Source organism: Antarctobacter aquimaris, from assembly GCF_900184945.1.
GTDB lineage: Bacteria > Pseudomonadota > Alphaproteobacteria > Rhodobacterales > Rhodobacteraceae > Maliponia > Maliponia aquimaris.
Window position 1 is genome coordinate 151,038 of record NZ_FXYF01000008.1, and the last position, 17,257, is coordinate 168,294.

At 68.6% G+C, this 17,257-nt stretch carries 12 protein-coding genes; 2 read left to right on the forward strand and 10 right to left on the reverse strand.

Translation table 11 applies throughout. The annotated features are described in order from the left end of the window. Positions 1-84: 84 nt before the first annotated feature. Both MAA8898_RS15460 and MAA8898_RS15465 read right to left on the reverse strand, forming a co-directional pair. On the reverse strand, positions 85-801 hold the full coding sequence (locus tag MAA8898_RS15460) for a VOC family protein (protein ID WP_245853433.1): 717 nt from the start codon (positions 799-801) through the stop codon (positions 85-87). Between the two features lie 135 nt (positions 802-936). After that, a complete protein-coding gene (locus MAA8898_RS15465) occupies positions 937-1,668 on the reverse strand; it encodes a PIG-L deacetylase family protein (protein ID WP_094021932.1) in 732 nt (243 codons plus the stop codon). A gap of 188 nt (positions 1,669-1,856) precedes the next feature. Here MAA8898_RS15465 and MAA8898_RS26290 point away from each other — a divergent pair, with 188 nt between their 5' ends. Then, entirely contained in the window at positions 1,857-5,165 is a 3,309-nt protein-coding gene (locus MAA8898_RS26290; protein WP_176445184.1) for a transporter substrate-binding domain-containing protein, read from the forward strand. 10 nt (positions 5,166-5,175) lie between these two features. On the opposite strand, the gene MAA8898_RS15475 is transcribed toward MAA8898_RS26290, so the two are convergent. From MAA8898_RS15475 to MAA8898_RS15510, 8 genes are all read right to left on the reverse strand, one after another. Beyond that, positions 5,176-6,498, reverse strand: coding sequence for an MFS transporter (locus tag MAA8898_RS15475; protein ID WP_094021999.1), 1,323 nt, complete (start codon positions 6,496-6,498; stop codon positions 5,176-5,178). Between the two features lie 99 nt (positions 6,499-6,597). Then, positions 6,598-7,407: an XdhC family protein gene (locus MAA8898_RS15480; RefSeq protein ID WP_094021933.1), complete on the reverse strand. Its 810-nt coding sequence runs from the start codon at positions 7,405-7,407 to the stop codon at positions 6,598-6,600. A gap of 13 nt (positions 7,408-7,420) precedes the next feature. Continuing rightward, on the reverse strand, positions 7,421-8,605 hold the full coding sequence (locus tag MAA8898_RS15485) for a vWA domain-containing protein (RefSeq protein WP_176445185.1): 1,185 nt from the start codon (positions 8,603-8,605) through the stop codon (positions 7,421-7,423). Next, a complete protein-coding gene (locus MAA8898_RS15490) occupies positions 8,605-9,459 on the reverse strand; it encodes an AAA family ATPase (RefSeq protein ID WP_094021935.1) in 855 nt (284 codons plus the stop codon). Before MAA8898_RS15490 ends, MAA8898_RS15485 begins: the two co-directional genes overlap by 1 nt. A 99-nt stretch (positions 9,460-9,558) precedes the next feature. Next, positions 9,559-11,976, reverse strand: a complete 2,418-nt coding sequence (locus tag MAA8898_RS15495; RefSeq protein WP_094021936.1) for an aerobic carbon-monoxide dehydrogenase large subunit — start codon at positions 11,974-11,976, stop codon at positions 9,559-9,561. Then, positions 11,973-12,467 carry a (2Fe-2S)-binding protein gene (locus MAA8898_RS15500; RefSeq protein ID WP_094021937.1) on the reverse strand — a complete coding sequence of 165 codons (495 nt, stop codon included), beginning with the start codon at positions 12,465-12,467 and terminating at the stop codon, positions 11,973-11,975. The genes MAA8898_RS15495 and MAA8898_RS15500 overlap by 4 nt, the downstream gene beginning before the upstream one ends. 12 nt (positions 12,468-12,479) lie before the next feature. Further along, the gene (locus tag MAA8898_RS15505; protein ID WP_094021938.1) at positions 12,480-13,316 is read right to left on the reverse strand and encodes an FAD binding domain-containing protein; all 837 of its coding nucleotides are present in this window, start codon (positions 13,314-13,316) and stop codon (positions 12,480-12,482) included. A gap of 207 nt (positions 13,317-13,523) precedes the next feature. Continuing rightward, a complete protein-coding gene (locus MAA8898_RS15510) occupies positions 13,524-14,651 on the reverse strand; it encodes an MHYT domain-containing protein (RefSeq protein ID WP_094021939.1) in 1,128 nt (375 codons plus the stop codon). A gap of 438 nt (positions 14,652-15,089) precedes the next feature. On the opposite strand from MAA8898_RS15510, the gene MAA8898_RS15515 reads away from it, so the two are divergent. After that, positions 15,090-17,255, forward strand: coding sequence for a M10 family metallopeptidase C-terminal domain-containing protein (locus tag MAA8898_RS15515; protein WP_094021940.1), 2,166 nt, complete (start codon positions 15,090-15,092; stop codon positions 17,253-17,255). Positions 17,256-17,257: the final 2 nt, after the last annotated feature.

Below are 17,257 nucleotides of genomic sequence, written 5' to 3' on the forward strand. Positions count from 1 at the left end.
TCCAAATACCCAAAAACGGGGCGCAAGCCCCGACTCAGACCTCCACCGGCGGTGTGCCGTGGGTGTGGAAGGTCGGGATCGTCTTCAGCCCCCAAGGCCAGCCCCTTCTCGCGGTCCTCCTCGGTCCAGCAGACCGGCTCCCAGTCCGGCGCCAGCATCAGTCGCGCCCGCGTTGCTCGGAACAGGGCAGGTCTTGTTGTTGCAGGTGAACCAGACCCCACCGGGCCGCACGTTGTCGAACTGGATGCATTCCTTCACCCGGTTGTCCGGCGCGGCCTCGACGAAGGCCCTACTGGCCGACACGTCCTCGCCCAAGAGGGTCACACGGTCGATCCGGCGCGGCGCGACGCCCCGCGCATGGTAGTGCGAGGCGTTGTTTTTCAGCGCCGGGGCATCCGCCGCCGCGGGCAAGTAGCGCATCGTATCCCAGCCGATCTCGAAGAGATGGCCGAAGGGGAACTCAAAGCGGTAGGCGCGGCCGTGGCCCATGTCGTCCTCGACCCTGCCATACGACCTGCAGCCCGAAGCCTCGATCGCCGCCACCCGCCGCTCCAGCGCCTCGGGCGAGTCCACGCGATAGCCGACGTGGCCGATGCCGGTGGTCGCCGCGCGGGTCAGCTTGAGCGCGTGGACCTCGTACTCGTCCCAGGCGCGCAGGCAGGCGCTGGACTCGTCCTGGCACGACAGCTTCAGCCCGTAGACCCGGGTGAAGGAATCGAGGCTCTCGTCGCACCGGTCGGTCAGCATCTCGACGTGGGCCAGGTGGGCGATGTCGAGGCTGGGATCGGTCGGTCTGCTCATCTGGGTCCTCCCTCGATGCCGGGTGCTGGAAAGGGGTTTCGAAACCCCTTTCCGCCTCCCTCCACCGGTGCGCCCCGGCTCTCGAAAAACCTCAGGCACCAGGCGCCGGAAAGGCGTTTCGAAACGCCTTTCCCCTCACAGCTCGTCCACGGTGCGCGGAAAGACCGACTCGAAGCCCTCGGCATAGGTGCAGTCGCGCCCGCCCGACATGCCGCCGGAGTTGCGCTTGAAGTGGTTCGCCCGCTGCTGTGCCACCCGGGTGTAGTAATCCCACAGGTGCACCTGACCGTTCATGTGCTCCATCGCGGCGCGCTTCTTGTCCCAGACCGGCGTGATGTCCAGGAAGGTGTCCGGCTTCCAGCCCATCTGTTCGGTCTGGTGCGGCTCGAACAGGTAGAGCTGCGGCGCGCCCAACACCTTTTCGCCCGGGTTGTGCCCCCAGGCCTGCGCGACCATCCGGCACTCCAGCGCCACCTGCGTCATGTACATGTGGTCGGTGTTGTAGGGGTCCCACCTGGAATGGCTCATCATCCAGGCCGGCTGCACCTTGCGGATCAGGTCCACCAGCCGGACCTTGTCGGCCCGGTCCAGCTCCAGCGGATAGTCCCCCAGGTCGAAACAGGCCAGTTCGTGCACGCCCAGCACCCCGGCCGCCGCCTCGGCCTCGGCGCGGCGGATGTCCTTGACCTCCTGCAACGACTTGCCTTCCTTCCACAGCCGCGCGCTCTCGCCGCGCTCGCCAAAGGACAGGCAGGCCACCGTCACCCTGTAGCCCATCTCGGCGTGCAGCGCGATCGCGCCGCCGCACCGCCAGACGAAATCCGCCGCATGCGCCGAGATCACCAGCGCCGTCTTGCCCTCGCTCATCGGGGTCTCCTTCCGCTCCTCGCGCAGGCACTCTGGACCACCGACAGGCAAACCGCCAATTCGAAAGCGGACAATTGCATAAGGTCAGGCTATACCCACTTGCCGCCTTGCGACCCAGCGACTCCCTTGCCCGCGGCCACCCCGGCGTGCGACACTGTGGACATTCCTCTTTGCATTGGAGAGCACCCGTGACGCGTTGGTTCCAGGCCCTCTGCCTTCTCGTCCTCACGGCGGGCGCGGCCACCGCGCAAGACCTGCGCGACTGCGGCTTCGGCTTTGACGTCGACCGGCAAAGCTCGGCCTTCCAGTCGATGATCGTCGACGGCCAGGTCAAGCGCGGCTTCTGGCTGTCGATCAACCGCGCCCCCGCCGACGTGCGCAGCCTGGCCCGTCATGTCGGGCGGCTCCAGGTCTGCCTGATCACCCCGGACGGCAAGCCCCGCACCATCACCCGGGGCGGCGAGACATTCGAACTCGAAAGCCCCTTCCTGTCGAACTGCACGGCAGCCCTTCTGCCCGACAATCGCCTGCTGACCAACAACCACTGCTACTACGATCCCGACCTCGTGAAGGCCGGTTTCACTGTCGTGCGCGAGGCGCGGATCAACTTCAACTACACCTCGCGCGATGACACCGGCGCGGTGCGCACCTACCTTGTCAGCCCGCGCGAACTGGCGCTGGACAAGGACCTGGACGCGCTGGTGCTCCAGATCGTGGGCGGCGACGCCAACACCGACCTGGGCGGCCACATCCCGATGAAGATGATGAGCCGTGTGGAGCCGTTCCAGGAGCTGCGGATGATCCACCATCCCGGCGCCGAGCCGCAGCAGTATTCCACCGGCACCTGCCAGGTCCACCGCCGCCAGACCGAGATCCCCGACGACCGTTCGCCGCTGCGTCACACCTGTGAAAGCACCGGCGGCTCTTCCGGGTCGCTGCTGTTGGACGCGCAGACGCTGGCCGTGGTGGCGCTGCACAACCAGGGCGGGCTGGAGCCCAGCGGCGACAGCTTCAACAGCGGGCACAAGATCGCCATGATCAACCAGGTCCTGAACCTGGGCTTTGAGGAGTTCCGGCCCGAGACCGGCAGCGACGGCGATGCCGCGACGCGGGCGCTGGCCAACGCGCTGCTGATGTTCGATCCCGTCGCGCGGGCCGAGGCGCTGAAAAAGCTGACCGCCGATTTCCCCGGAACCGACGCGGCGGACAAGGCGGTGCAGGCCCTGGGCCAGATCGAGGACGCGGCCCGCCGCGACCGCGAAACCCGGGCCGACCGCGCCTTGACCGCCGCGCTGCTGACGGCCGACCGCGACGAAAAGATCGCCGCCCTGGCGGCGGTGACCAGGGACCATGACGGCCTGCCCGCCGCGCAGCAGGCGGCCCTGGCGCTGGAACGGCTGACCGCCGCGCCGGCCCCCGCCCCCGTGCCCACTCCGGCCCCTGCACCGACACCCGTCGCCACACCGCTGCCCGACAAGCCGAAGGATCCGCCCCCAGCCGTCGCCACCGCGGCGCCGGCGCTGCCGGAGATGACCCTGGCCGACCTGTCGCGCACCGCCGGAAGGACGCAACAGGACGTCATCGCGCGCGGCCGGCTGAACTGTGGCGTGAACACCGGCCTGCCCGGGTTTTCCGCCCCCGACGATCGCGGCCGCTGGAGCGGTCTCGACACCGAGTTCTGCCGCGCCATCGCCGCCGCCGTGCTGGGCGACCCCGAGGCGGTGGAATTCGTGCCGCTGACGGCGATCACCCGGTTCACCGCGCTCGCCTCGGGCGAGGTCGATGTGCTGGCGCGCAACACCAGCTGGACCCTGTCGCGCGATTCCGACCTTGCGTTCAACGCGGCCGGAATCACGCTCTACGACGGCCTCGGACTGATGGTGAAGCGCGATCTGGGAGTGACCAGCGCGCTTCACCTCGATGGCGCCACCGTCTGCACCACGCTCGGAACCAACGCGGAACGCGACGTTGACGCCTATTTCAAGGCCAACGGCATGAGTTACGAGCCGCTGCTGCTTGGCAGCTACGACGAGCAGGTGCAGGCCTACAACGCCGGACGCTGCGACGTGCTGACCAGCGACCGGACCCTGCTGGCCGTGACCCGCGCCGCGCAAGGAAACCCGCAGGCGGACATGATCCTGCCCGAGATCCTGTCGCGCGAACCCCTCAGCCTGATGGTGCGCCACGGCGACGAGGGCTGGCGCCGGCTGGTGGCCGGGGTGGTCGACGGGCTCAAGCGGGCCGAGGAACTGGACATCCGCCAGGTCGACGCGGCGCGGTTGCGGCGTTCGGACGATCCGCTGGTCCGCGCGCTGACCGGCGGCGGCGCGGCGCTGAACCTGCCGCAGGACGCGATCCTGCGCGTCGTCGCGGCGGTGGGCAACTACGGCGAGATCTATGACCGCACGCTGGGCGACGGGACCGAGTTGAACCTGCCGCGCGGGCTGAACGCGCTCTGGACCCAGGGCGGGCTGACCCACGGCAGCCCGATCCGCGCCGCCGCCGCCGCCAGCTACGCCGAGCCGCGCAGCGCCGCCTACAACGTCATCGACACGATCCGCAGCCGCGACAGCCTGAACTGCGGTGTGCAGGTCTTTCTGCCGCCCTTGGCCCAGCCGGACAACACCGGCGGCTTTGCCGGCCTCGGGCCGGACCTCTGCCGCGCGCTGGCCGCGGCGATCCTCGGCGATCCGGCCAAGGTGACCTGGGTGCTGGGCACCGACAGCGACTGGTCCGCCATGCTGATGTCCGGCGCGGTCGACATCGTGCCGGCGCCGCAGGGGTTTGACGCCCCGCTCTGGGCCGAGCCGCATGTCGTCGCCTCGTCCCCCTACCTCTATGCCGGGATCGGCGCCATCGTGCCGCGCAGCAGCGGGATCGTCCGGCTGGCCGATCTCGACGGCCGCCGGGCTTGCATGGTCGAAACCGCGCCCTGGCGGGCCGAGTTGTCCTATTGGCAGGCGCGCAGCGGCGTGCACCTGACCGATGTGCCGGCAAAATCCACCGCTGACGCCTATCGCCGCTACCTGCAACGCGACTGCGACAGCGTCATCGACGAATCGCTGGCGCTGGCCTCCGCCGCGCTGATCGACGGCAAGGCGCTGCGTGACCACGGTCTGATCGGTGACGCGCTCAGCCTGCGGCCGCTCTCCGCCGCCCTTCCGGCCGGGGACGACCGGTGGGCCGACGTGGTGAACTGGACGATCTTCACCCTGATGGCGGCCGAAGAGCTGGGCATCGACGGGTCGAACGTTCGCGCGCTGGCGCAGGGCGGCACCGGGTCTCCCGAGATCGATCGCCTGCTGGGAACCGAGGGCGATCTTGGCGCGCGGCTTGGCCTGGACACCCGTTGGGCGGTCGAGGTGATCGCGGCGGTGAGCGGTTACGACGCCCTCTATGGCCGCAACCTCGGGTCGGGAAGCGGGCTGAACTGGCCGCGCGGGCTGAACGCGCAATGGACGAAGGGCGGGCTGATCTACGCCCCCCCGGTCCGCTGACGGCAAGGGTTCAGAACCTTTCGCCCCAGCGCGGGTGCAGATCGTCGATCACCAGCGCGTGCCGATGGTGCCGGTGCCCATCCGTCAGGTGCGGGTGATCCGGCGGCAGGCTGTCGTGGCTGTGGTCGACCTCCACCGGGTCGCCCTTGGGCCAAAGCCGCAGTCCCAGCCCGATGCCCAGCGCCGCCAGCGCCGCCAGCCCCAGCAGCGCCGGCACCGGCCCCAGCGCCGTCATCAGCCAGCCGGACAGCGGATAGGTCAGCAGCCAGCAGGCGTGGCTGAGCGCGAACTGCGCGGCAAACAGCGCGGGCCGGTCGCCGGCATGGGCCGACCGCCGCAACAGCCGCCCCGAGGGTGTCAGAACTGCCGAATAGCCAAAGCCCACCACGACCCAGGCCGTGGCCAGCAGGGGCCAGCTCAGCCCCGCCAGCGCGATCCCCGCGGCCAGCCCCAGCAGCGCCGCCACCATGACCGCCGCCCCGGCCAGCATCACCGGCCGGTCGCCCGTGCCGTCCAGCACCCGGGGCAGCACCAGTGCCGCCAGCATCGACCCCGCGCCAAAGCAGAACATCGTCCAGGCCAGCGCGCTGTCGTCCAGCCCCAGCTGCCCGCGCACCAGCACCACCGAGTTCACCAGCACCATCGCCCCCGCCGCGGCCGCCGCCAGGTTCAGCGCCAGCAGGCCACGCAGGCGCGGCGTGGCCAGGTAGATGCGGGTGCCCCGCGTGGTGCGGTCATAGACCCCGCGCGCCGGCTGTGCCTGCGGGCTGGGCAGCAGGACCGAGACCACCAGCAGCGCCGAGGCCACGAACCCCGCCGCCGTGCCCAGGAACAGCCCGTCAAAGCTGACCAGCGCCAGAAGCAGTGCCGCCAGCGTCGGGCTGGCGATGTTCTCGAGATCGTAGGCCAGCCGCGACAGCGACAGCGCGCGGGTGTAGCGCGCCTCTTCCGGCAGCACATCCGGGATGGTCGCCTGGAAGGTCGGGGTGAAGGCGGCCGAGGCAGCCTGAAGGACAAAGACCAGCGCGTAGACCTGCCAGACTTCGCTGACAAAGGGCAGGCACAGCGCCGCCCCGGCCCGCACCACGTCCAGCGCCACCAGCAGGCGCCGCCGGTTCACCCGGTCGGCAAAGGCCCCTGCCACCGGGGCGACCCCGACATAGGCCACCATCTTGATGGCAAAGACGGTGCCCAGCACCATCGCCGCGCCGTCGCCGGCCAAATCATAAGCCAGCAGCCCCAGCGCCACGGTGGCCAGCCCGGTGCCCAGCAGCGCCACCACCTGCGCCAGGAACAGGTGGCGATAGGTGCGGTCGGCGAGAATGGCGAGCATGGCGGTCTCCCTGGCTTTGGTGGGCGCGCCCTGCATGGCTAGCGCGCCGGCGGCCGGTCGGGCAAGCCCCTTGGCACGGCCCGCCCCGGGCGGGACACCTCAGGCGCGGTCGCGGCCCGCCACTTCGGCCTCGGCCCGGTCGGCGTTGCGCCACGACACGATCTCGGCCAGCACCGACAGGGCGATCTCCGACGGGTCCACCGCGCCGATGTCCAGTCCTGCGGGCGATTTCAGCCGGGCCAGCGCCTCCTCGGCCATCCCGGCCTGGCGCAGCTTGGCGCACAGCGCCTCGGCCTTGCGCCGCGAGGCCACCATGGACACCCGCCGCGCCGGGCTTTCCAGCGCCGCGCGCAGACAGGCCAGGTCCTGCACCCCCTGCGAGGCGACCACAACGAAATCCCGCCCCGTCAGCCCCAGCGCGCCGATCTCGACACCGTCGAACCGCAGCGCTGCCTCCCCATGCGCGCCCTCGGCCAGCGCCACGCGGTAGCCCGCGAGGCCTGCATGCACCGCCAGCGCGCGGGAAATCGGCGTGTCGCCGAAGAGGCACAGCACTGGCGGCAGCACATAGGGTTCGATCAGCAGGTCGACCGTCCCGCCCGAGGGGCAGCCGCTGCGGTAGACCTCGGCGCCGTCCTCGTCGCGCAGCGCCACCACCCGCTCGGAGGGTTTCACCCGGATCACCCGGGGCGCGCCCTCGGCCAGTGCCGCCAGCCCCGCCTCGCGCACCGCGCGTTTGACGCAGGCGCCGCCCAAGTGACCCAGGATCTCGCCCTCGGCGGTCACCACCGCCTTGGCCCCCGCCTTGGCCGAGGTGACCTCGGCCGTGCGCACCACGGTCGCCACGCAGAACGCCCGCCCCGCCGCGCGCTGTGATGCCACCGCGTCGAAGATGTCGAATGTGCCCATGACCTGCTCTCCCTCAGAAACGCGCAAAATCCCGCTCCAGCGCCGCCAGAGCCTCGATGGTATTGGCCGGACGCAGGGCCTCCAAGTGCGGCAGCGCCGCCTGCATCGCGCGGGCCACGGGCGCATGGCCCTCCCAGCCCGGCAGCGGTGTCAGCCAGACGATCCGTCCGGCGCGCCGCCGCAGCCGCGCAAGCGCCCCGGCCAGAACCTCCGGCGCGCCGGTGCAGTAGCCGTCGCTCAGCACGATGACCACGGTGCGCCCGTTGACCGCCCGCGCGGCGTGCCCCTCGCAGAAGGCGGTGAGCGAGCCGCCGATGTCGGTGCCGCCGCCAAAGCCCTCGGCCATCAGGCTCAGCCGCCCGGCGGCGCGCAGCGTGTCGCGGTCGCGCAGTGCGTCGGTGATGCGCATCAGCCGGGTGTGAAACAGGAACGCCTCGGCCCGCGTGTCGACCGCGATCAGCCCCTTGAGAAAGGCCAGGAACACGCGCGACACGGACTGCATCGACCCGCTGACATCGCAGATCGCAACGATGCGCAAGGGCCGTTCCGGCCGGCGCCGACGAAACAGGTCCAGCGGCTCGCCGCCGCGGGCCAGGCTGGCGCGCAGGATGCGCCGCATGTCCAGCTGCGCCCCCCGCACCGCCTGCCGGCGCCGGCGCGACCGGCGGTCGCGGATCGCCCGCGCCAGGTCGCGCGCCACCCTCTCGGCGGCGCGCAGGGTCTCGTCATCCATCAACTCGCGCAGGTCACGCTTGCGCAGCGTGTCGGTCCGGGTGGCGACCAGCCGGCCGTCCATGCCCTCGGCCTCGCCCGTACCGTCCGTGTCTGGCACCGTCTCGCCGCCATCCCCGCCTTCGGGACCGTCCTCACCCAGGTGCGCCTGCCAGAGCGCCGGTTTCGACGCCTGCACCCGCACATGCGGAGAGGGCGGGCGCTGCTGTATCCGCCCCATGTTGAACCAGTAGGCATCGAACAACTCGTCAAAGCGACGCCACCCGTCTGCATCGGGCACCAGCACCACCTTGAGCGCACGCCGCGCCTCGGCGGGGTCCGTCGCCCGCACATGACCCAGCGCCGCCAGCGCCGCCGCCGTCTCACCCGGGCCCAGCGTCAGCCCGTTCATCCGCAGATGCCCGATGAAGCCGGACAACCGGTCGGCCAGCCCCTCGGCGCGCGACGGAAAGCGCGTGACCGCCATCACGCCACCTTGCCGACGATCCGCGCCATGACCTCGGGCGGCAGCGCGTCGCGGTCGACGGCGGTCTTGAGCAGGCAGACCAGCGTCGCCTGCACCCGCTCGGCGCTGGCGCTCAGGTCGTTGATCCCCAGGCCCGAGAGCGCCGCCGCCCAGTCCAGCATCTCGGCCACGCCCGGCTTTTTCTCCAGATCTTCGCGCCGCAACGCCTGCACCACGCCGACGATCTGCCGCGCCAGCCGTGCCTCGACCCCGGGGGCGCGCCGCCGCAGGATCGCCAACTCAGTATCCCTGTCCGGGTAGTCGACATAGGCATAAAGGCAGCGCCGCCGCAGCGCGTCCGACAGGTCGCGCGTGCCGTTGGCGGTCAGGATCACCACGGGCCGCGTGACCGCCGTCACCGTCCCCAGCTCCGGAATGGTGATCTGGAACTCCGACAGGATCTCCAGCAGGAAGGCCTCGAACTCCTCGTCGGCGCGGTCGATCTCGTCGATCAGCAACACCGGCGCTTTGGTCTGCGAAATCGCCTCCAACAAGGGCCGCTTCAGCAGGAACTTGTCGGAAAACAGCGCCGCCTCGTCCGCTCCATCGGCACGGAGCGCCAGCAACTGCCGCTGGTAATTCCATTCGTAGATCGCGTGCGAGGCATCGAGTCCCTCGTAGCACTGCAACCGGATCAACCGCGTCTCCAGCACTTCGGACAAGGCCCGCGCGATCTCGGTCTTGCCCACGCCGGCCGGCCCCTCCACCAGCAAGGGCCGCCCCAGCGCCAGCGCCAGGTGCAACGCCATGGCCAAGGTATCGTCGGCCACGTAACCAGTGGCCGCCAGACGCCCTGTCAGATCCGACACATCCATCGCCTACATCTTCTTTGGTTTGAAAATACCTCGGAGGGGGTCCGGGGGAGGCAGCGCCTCCCCCGGTCGGTCGCCGCGCGACAGCGCGGCGAAACCCCTCTAGCCATGCAGCCCCAGCCCGTTGGCGATCTTCCACACCCGCCAGTGGTCGTGCGGCATGTGGCTCTGCACCAGCCCGAACGGACGGAAGGCATCGTGCACCGCGTTCGAGAAACACGGCACCGACCCCACGTTCGGGCTTTCCCCCACGCCCTTGGCGCCGATCGGGTGATGCGGGCTGGGCGTGACGGTGAAATCGGTCTGGTAGGTCGGCGTCTCCCAGGAAGTCGGCAGGAAGAAGTCCATCAGCGTCGCGGACTTGTGGTTGCCCATGTCGTCGTAGGCGATCTCCTGCCCCATGGCGATGGCATAGCCTTCGGTCGCGCCGCCGTGGATCTGGCCCTCGATGATCATCGGGTTGATCCGCGTGCCGCAGTCGTCCAGCGCGTAGAACGACCGGACCTCGTGCTCGCCGGTGTCCACGTCGATCTCCATGACGCAGATATAGGCGCCAAAGGGGTAGGTCATGTTCGGCGGGTCGTAGTAGCTGACCGCCTCCAGTCCCGGCTCCAGCCCCGGAATCGCCTTGTTGTAGGCGGCAAAGGCGATCTCCTTCATCGTCTTGAAGCGGCTGCCGTCGCCCTTGACCACGAAACGGTCGACGTCGAACTCCACGTCGTCGTCATGCACCTCCAGCAGGTAGGCGGCGATCATCTGCGCCTTGGCGCGGATCTTGCGCCCCGCCATGGCCGTTGCCGCCCCGGCAACGGGGGTCGAGCGTGACCCGTAGGTGCCCAAGCCATAAGGCGCGGTATCGGTGTCGCCCTCTTCGATGGTGATGTCGTCCGCCGGGATGCCGATTTCGGAGGCGAGGATCTGGGCAAAGGTCGTCGCGTGCCCCTGCCCCTGGCTGATGGTGCCCAGCCGCGCGATCGCCGATCCGGTGGGATGAATGCGGATTTCACACGAGTCGAACATGCCCAGGCCAAGGATATCGCAGTTCTTGACCGGCCCGGCGCCGACGATCTCGGTGAAATGAGTCAGCCCGATGCCGATCAGCTTGCGCGTCTTGCCGGCCTTGAAGTCCTCCAGCCGCTGCGCCTGCTCCTTTCGCAGATCATCATAGCCCACGGCCTTCAGCGCCTTGTCCCAGGCGGTGTGATAGTCGCCCGAGTCGTACTCCCAGCCCAGGGCGGACTGGTAGGGGAACTGGTCCTTGCGGATGAAGTTGATCCTACGCAGCTCGGCCGCGTCCATGTTCAGCTTGATCGCCAGCACCTCGATCATGCGTTCGATGAAATAGGCGGCTTCCGTCACGCGGAAGGAACAGCGATAGGCCACGCCGCCCGGCGCCTTGTTGGTGTAGACGCCATCGACGGACAGGTAGGCCACCGGGATGTCATAGGAGCCGGTGCAGATGTTCATGAAGCCGGCGGGGAACTTCGTCGGGTCCGCGCAGGCGTCAAAGCCGCCGTGGTCGGCGGTGGTGTGGCACCAGAGGCCGGTGATCTTGCCCTCCTTGGTGGCGGCGATCTTGCCCTGCATCCAGTAGTCGCGGGCAAAGGCGGTGGACATCAGGTTGTCCATCCGGTCCTCGACCCATTTCACCGGCTTGCCGGTCACGATCGAGGCCACGACCGAGCAGACATAGCCCGCGTAGGCGCCAACCTTGTTGCCAAAGCCGCCGCCGATGTCCGGCGAGATCACGCGGATGTTGTGCTCGGCGATGCCCGAGATCAGCGAAACCACGGTGCGGATCGCGTGCGGCGCCTGGAAGGTGCCGTAAAGCGTCAGCTTGCCCGTCACCTTGTCCATCGAGGCGACGCAGCCGCAGGTTTCCAGCGGACAGGGGTGGGTGCGGTGGTAATAGATCATCTCCTCGGCCACCACGTCGGCCTCGGCCAGCACCTGTTCGGTGGCCGCCTTGTCACCCTGTTCCCAGGTGAAGATATGGTTGTGATGCTTGCGCGGGCCATGCGCGCCCTCGGTCTGGCCGGCCAGGTCCTCGCGCAGGACCACGTCCGATTCCAGCGCCTCGAAGGGGTTGGTGAGCACCGGTAGTTCGTCGTACTCGACCTCGACCGCCTCGACACCGTCGGAGGCGGCATAACGGTCGGTGGCGACGACATAGGCCACCTCCTGGCCCTGGAACAGCACTTTGCCGTCGGCCAGCACCATCTGCTTGTCACCCGCCAGCGTCGGCATCCAGTGCAGGCCCAGCGGTGCGAGATCGGCGGCGGTCAGCACCGCCAGCACGCCCGGCACCTTCAGCGCCTCTTCGGTGTTGATCGAGACGACCTTTGCGTGCGCATAGGGCGAGCGGACGAAATCGCCGAACAGCATCCCGTCCAGCTTGATGTCGTCGACGTAGTTGCCCTTGCCTTGCGTGAACCGCACGTCCTCGACCCGCTTGCGCGAGCAGCCCATGCCCTTCAGTCCGGCGCTGCGCGCTTCGGGGGTTGCCACCTCGTCCTTCATTCCGCGGCTTCCTTCTGTGCATTGAGCGTGTCGGCGGCCGCGAGGATCGCCTTGACGATGTTCTGGTATCCGGTGCAGCGGCAGAGGTTGCCGGCCATGCCGAACCGCACCTCTTCCTCGGTCGGGGTCGGGTTCTCCTGCAACAGGCGGTGCGCGCGGGTGATCATCCCCGGCGTGCAAAAGCCGCACTGAAGCCCGTGATGCTCGCGGAACATCTCCTGGAGGACCGAGAGCGAGCCGTCGGCGTTCACCAACCCTTCGACCGTGGTCACGTCGGACCCGTTGGCCTGGGCGACGAAGACGGTGCAGGACTTGACCGACTTGCCGTTCATGTCGACGGTGCAGGCTCCGCAATGCGAGGTTTCGCAGCCGATGTGCGGGCCGGTGACGCGCAGGTTTTCCCGCAGGAAATGGATCAGCAGGGTGCGCGGCTCTGCCAGCCCCTCGACCTCCTGCCCGTTTACGGTCATCTTGACGTGCATCTTGCTCATGTCGTCTCTCCCTCAGCCGGCGACGCGCAACAGCGCGCGGTCGATGGCCCGGCGCAACACGACGCCCGCCACGTGTTTCTTGAACTCGATCGGTCCGCGCATGTCTTCCTGCGGGTCGATGGCGGCCAGCGCCGCGGCCACCGCGCCGTCACGGTCCCCGGCGGCCAGCGCCGCGCCCGCCTCTTCGGACCATATCGGCGTGTCGGACAGGTTGGTCATGGCAATGGACGCGCCGCCCTTGCCGACCAGCACCGCCGCGGCGGCGGTCGCGTAGTCGCCAATCTTGCGCTTCTGCTTTTCGTAGGCATAGCCGGTGCCCACGGCCGGGACGGGAATGGTGATCCGGGTCAGGATCTCTTCTTCCTCGCGCGCGGTCACGTAGGCGGACTCGTAGAAATCGCGCGCCGCGATGGTCCGCGTTCCGTTCGGGCCCTGCACCTCGAAGCTGGCGTCGAGGCACTGCATCAGCCCCGGCATGTCGTTGCCCGGATCGCCATTGGCGACGTTGCCGCCCAGCGTGCCGACGTAACGCACCTGCGGGTCGGCGATCTGCAGCGCCGCCTCGCGCAGCAGCGGGATGGCGGCGGCAAGGGCCTCGTGGGTGATCAGCTCGTGCTGCGTGACCATGGCGCCCAGCGTGACGCTGCCGGCGCCGATCTCGATGCCCTTCAATGCCGCGATGGCCTGGAGGTCGACAAGGTGGCTGAGGTCGGTCAGCCGCAGCTTCATCATCGGTATCAAGCTGTGGCCGCCCGCGACGACACGCGCGGCGTCGCCATGCTCCTGCAACAGCGCGATGGCCGACGCGACATCGTTCGGCCGATGGTATTCGAACCCGGCGGGTATCATGTATGTATCCTCCCCTGCGGTCTTGTGCCGCACGCCTCGACGCTGCATCCAGCCCCGGCGCCGACCAACAGATCAGCCATGAAAAACAGGGATACGCGCACGAAATGCGAATGCGCTTCACGAACTGCGAAACACGTTTCACATGCCTCGAAACGGGGTCAGGCCGCGATGCCGTGGTTCGGCTGCGCCGGCGCGGGGCGGCCCCGGTCAGACGCCCAGCACTTGCCGCACCTCGGCCAGGCGGGACCGGCTGACCGGCACCTTGGGCAGCGCGTCCACCCCTTCGAAGAAACACAGGCCGGTGTCCTTGGTGCGGCGGAACTCGGTCACGAAGGCAGGATTGATCAGGTAGCTGCGGTGCGTGCGGAGGAACCCCGCCGCGCCCAGCCGCCGCGCGGATTCCGAGATCGACCAGGGGCAGAACAGCTTGTCCTTGCCGGCATAAAGCACGGTGTAATGCCCCTCGGCCCGCACCGCCGCGATATCGCGCGCGTCGATGAACTGGGTACGGCCCTCGCGTTCATAGGGCACCGGCACGCGCCCGCCCGGGACGGGTGGCGGCAACTCCGGTTCCTCGGGTGCGGTCGGGCCGGCAACGGCCACCGGCGGCGCTGCCTCCGGCTCGGCCTGCGGTGCGAGGAAGGTTGCGCCCGACAGCAGGAAGGCGCCGCAGATCGCGAAGGACGACAGGGTCACGCCGATGGCCAGGCTGTGGTTCGACAGCGCCGGCCCCGCCCCCGACAGCGGATCGAGCGCCAGGAACCCGGTGCCCGCCATGGCAATGAAATGCACCGCAAAGACCGACACGCCAAAGATCAGCGTGCCCAGCAGCAGGCTGCCGCGCGTCCTCTCGCCATAGGCGACCCAGATGGCCAGCACCGACAGCGCCAGGGCCGCCACCAGCGCCACCGCCACGCCACCCAGGCTGTAGACCGGGCGGCACAACTCCATCCCGCTCATCCCGACATAGTGCATCGCGGCGATGCCCAGACCGACAATCCCCCCCGCCACGGTCAGCGTGACCCGCGTGCGCGGGCGGAAATGCAGGATCAGCAGCGCCAGCCCCACCATCAGGATCGCGATCAGCGCCGAAATCAGCGTCACCAGCCCGTCGTAATAGAACAGGATCGGCAGTTGCAGCCCCAGCATGGCGACGAAATGCATCGACCAGATGCCACCGCCCAGCGCCACCGCCGCGATCGCGACCACCACCTTGCGCCGCGACAGGCTGAGCGCATTGGCCCCGCGCGTCAGCGACAAGCCGCTGAACCCGGCCATCAGCGCAACCGCCAGCGAGGCCGCCACAAGGGCCGGCTGATGCGTGAAATCCAGCACGCGGACGCTCCTCCAGATGGGCGAGACTTAGCCAATGCCCCCTTCCCGCGCAAGCCGGGCGGCGCGACTCGGCCTCGGGATCGGCACAATTCGCGGTAGAGTTTTCTCGAATTGTCCGGTCGGAAACGGGGCGATCCGGAAACACTTCCCGTTAACCCTGGTTAACGGTTGCTTAACCGGCACCAATGACCTGCTTTGAACATTTTCCCGCCCAGCGGACCGCCAATTCGTTGGCCTTGATGCAGGTGTGACCGGTCTGCTCCGGTCCATCGCTCGCCAAGCTGCCACAGGACGGACATGACCGACGACACGATCCCCGACCGCCTCGCGCGGCGCAGCATCCCGTGTGCCGTGCCGACATCCGACCGACAGCAGCTCCCGTTCCCCGGCGCGCCCCTCGCGGACGCGCGCCGGATCCGACAGACAGGAGCCTGATCCATGTGCTTTCTCTGCCAGAGCCTCGATCCCAAGATCCAGATCCATGACATGCACGGCCTGAGCGGAGAGCTGGCCGGAACGACCGGCGGCGGCACATCGTCGACCAGCCTGCCGACCTTCACGCTGGACCAGGTGGCCTTGCAGCTGACCCACGGCTACTGGCAGTCCACCAGCCGCGACTGGCGCGCCTTCGACGTACAGGCGGGCGGCACGCTGAGCGTCAACCTCAGCGGCCTCGATCCCACCGGGCAGGCGGCCGCCATGGCCGCGCTGGCCGCCTGGACCGCCGTTTCGGGACTGGTTTTCCAGGTGACCACGGGCGGCGCCGACATCACCTTCGATGACAACGAGTCCGGCGCCTACTCCTCGTCCTGGGTCTATTCGTCGTGGAACATGATCTCCTCGTCCACCGTCAACGTGCACCCCAGCTGGCAGGGTTACGGCGACTACTACCACCAGACCTACATCCACGAGATCGGCCACGCGCTGGGCCTGGGTCATGGCGGCAACTACAACGGCGGCGCCAGCTTCTCCAGCAACGCGCATTACGCCAACGACAGTTGGCAGACGTCGATCATGTCGTATTTCTCGCAGTCCGAGAACCCGTACACCAACGCCAGCTACAACTACCTGGCAACGCCGATGATGGCGGACATCCTGGCGATCCAGACCCTTTATGGCACGCCCACCAACGTCAACACCGGCAACACGGTCTACGGCGACAACACCACCCTGACGCGGCTGGGCATGGATCTCAGCCGCGCCTGGGCGGTGACGATCTTCGACAGCGCCGGCATCGACACGATCGACCTGGGGTCGCGCTCGTACAACCAGCGACTCAGCCTGATGGCCGAGAGCTTTTCGGATATCAACGGCGAGATCGGCAACTTTGCCATCGCGCGCGGCGCGGTGATCGAGAACGCAGTCACGGGGTCGGGCAATGACGAGGTGACCGGCAACTCGGCCGCCAACCACATCCAGACCGGCGAAGGCTCGGACACGCTGAGCGGCGGCGAAGGCAACGACACGCTGGATGCCGGCGGCGGCGAGGACCTGCTGGTCGTCGCGGGCGCACCCACCGACTACGCCTATTTCTTTGACAGCGCCGACAGCTCTGTCCTGATCACCGATATCAACCTGACCGACGGCAGCGACCAGGGCACCGACCGGCTGATCGGCATCGAGACGCTGCACTTTGTCGATGGCTACTACGGCGAGGTCGAGACCGACGGCGCGATCAAGACGCTGCGGGTGCATGTCGCCGGCCAGGCGCTGACCAGCTACCTGATCCAGATGGACGTGCTGAACAGCTACGACTGGACCACGATCGAACGCACCTTCGAAAGCGGCCGCTGGGACACGCAGACCAACGTCTATGACAACGGCCGCATTCTGGAGATCGATTTCACCGCCGGGGTGCGCACCTCGGCCACGATGACCGACGGCGCCGACATCTACGCCTGGGAGCACTACACCGACCGCTACGACATGAGCGGCGCGCGGCTGAGCAACGCCACCACCTGGGACGGCGGCAGGACCGTCGAGACCTTCTACACCGATGGCCTGCGCTCCAGCACCCTGGTCACCGACGGTGGCAACGTCTACGCCTGGCACAGCATCGAACGGGTCTACGACACCTCGGGCGTCCTGACCCGGCAGGTCAACCTCTACGACACCGGCACGGTGCAGGAAATCGGCTACACAAACGGCCAGCGCAGCACGATGACCATGTCCGACCTCGGCAACACCGCTACCTGGACCAGCTGCACCGACAGTTTCGACAGCACCGGCGCCCGCACGGGGCGCGAGATGGTCTACGACGACGGGCGCGAGGTGCAGACCACCTACAGCGGCGGACGCATGGTCACCAGCATCCTGATCGACGGCGCGGACGAATTCGTCTGGCACGCGACCACGCGGGGTTGGGACTCCAGCGGCAGGCTGGACTACCAGACCACCTCCTACGACGACGGGCGGCTGCACGAGATCGATTTCGTGAACGGCGTGCGCAATTCCTCGGTGCTGACCGACACTGCCGACGCCTACCTCTGGCAAAGCACGACCGAAACCCACAACAGCGCCGGCACGCTGGTGGAGCGGGTCACGGTCTGGGACAACGGCCATGAAACCGTGGCCACCTTTGCCGGGGACGCCCCGATGATGTGAGG

Bases quoted from the DNA above. Each gene is read 5' to 3' on its own strand.
- MAA8898_RS15460 (WP_245853433.1), bottom strand. From the start codon at position 801: ATGAGCAGACCGACCGATCCCAGCCTCGACATCGCCCACCTGGCCCAC.
- MAA8898_RS15505 (WP_094021938.1), bottom strand. From the start codon at position 13,316: ATGATACCCGCCGGGTTCGAATACCATCGGCCGAACGATGTCGCGTCG.
- MAA8898_RS15465 (WP_094021932.1), bottom strand. From the start codon at position 1,668: ATGAGCGAGGGCAAGACGGCGCTGGTGATCTCGGCGCATGCGGCGGAT.
- MAA8898_RS15475 (WP_094021999.1), bottom strand. From the start codon at position 6,498: ATGCTCGCCATTCTCGCCGACCGCACCTATCGCCACCTGTTCCTGGCG.
- MAA8898_RS15490 (WP_094021935.1), bottom strand. From the start codon at position 9,459: ATGGATGTGTCGGATCTGACAGGGCGTCTGGCGGCCACTGGTTACGTG.
- MAA8898_RS15515 (WP_094021940.1), top strand. From the start codon at position 15,090: ATGTGCTTTCTCTGCCAGAGCCTCGATCCCAAGATCCAGATCCATGAC.
- MAA8898_RS15495 (WP_094021936.1), bottom strand. From the start codon at position 11,976: ATGAAGGACGAGGTGGCAACCCCCGAAGCGCGCAGCGCCGGACTGAAG.
- MAA8898_RS15480 (WP_094021933.1), bottom strand. From the start codon at position 7,407: ATGGGCACATTCGACATCTTCGACGCGGTGGCATCACAGCGCGCGGCG.
- MAA8898_RS15500 (WP_094021937.1), bottom strand. From the start codon at position 12,467: ATGAGCAAGATGCACGTCAAGATGACCGTAAACGGGCAGGAGGTCGAG.
- MAA8898_RS15485 (WP_176445185.1), bottom strand. From the start codon at position 8,605: ATGGCGGTCACGCGCTTTCCGTCGCGCGCCGAGGGGCTGGCCGACCGG.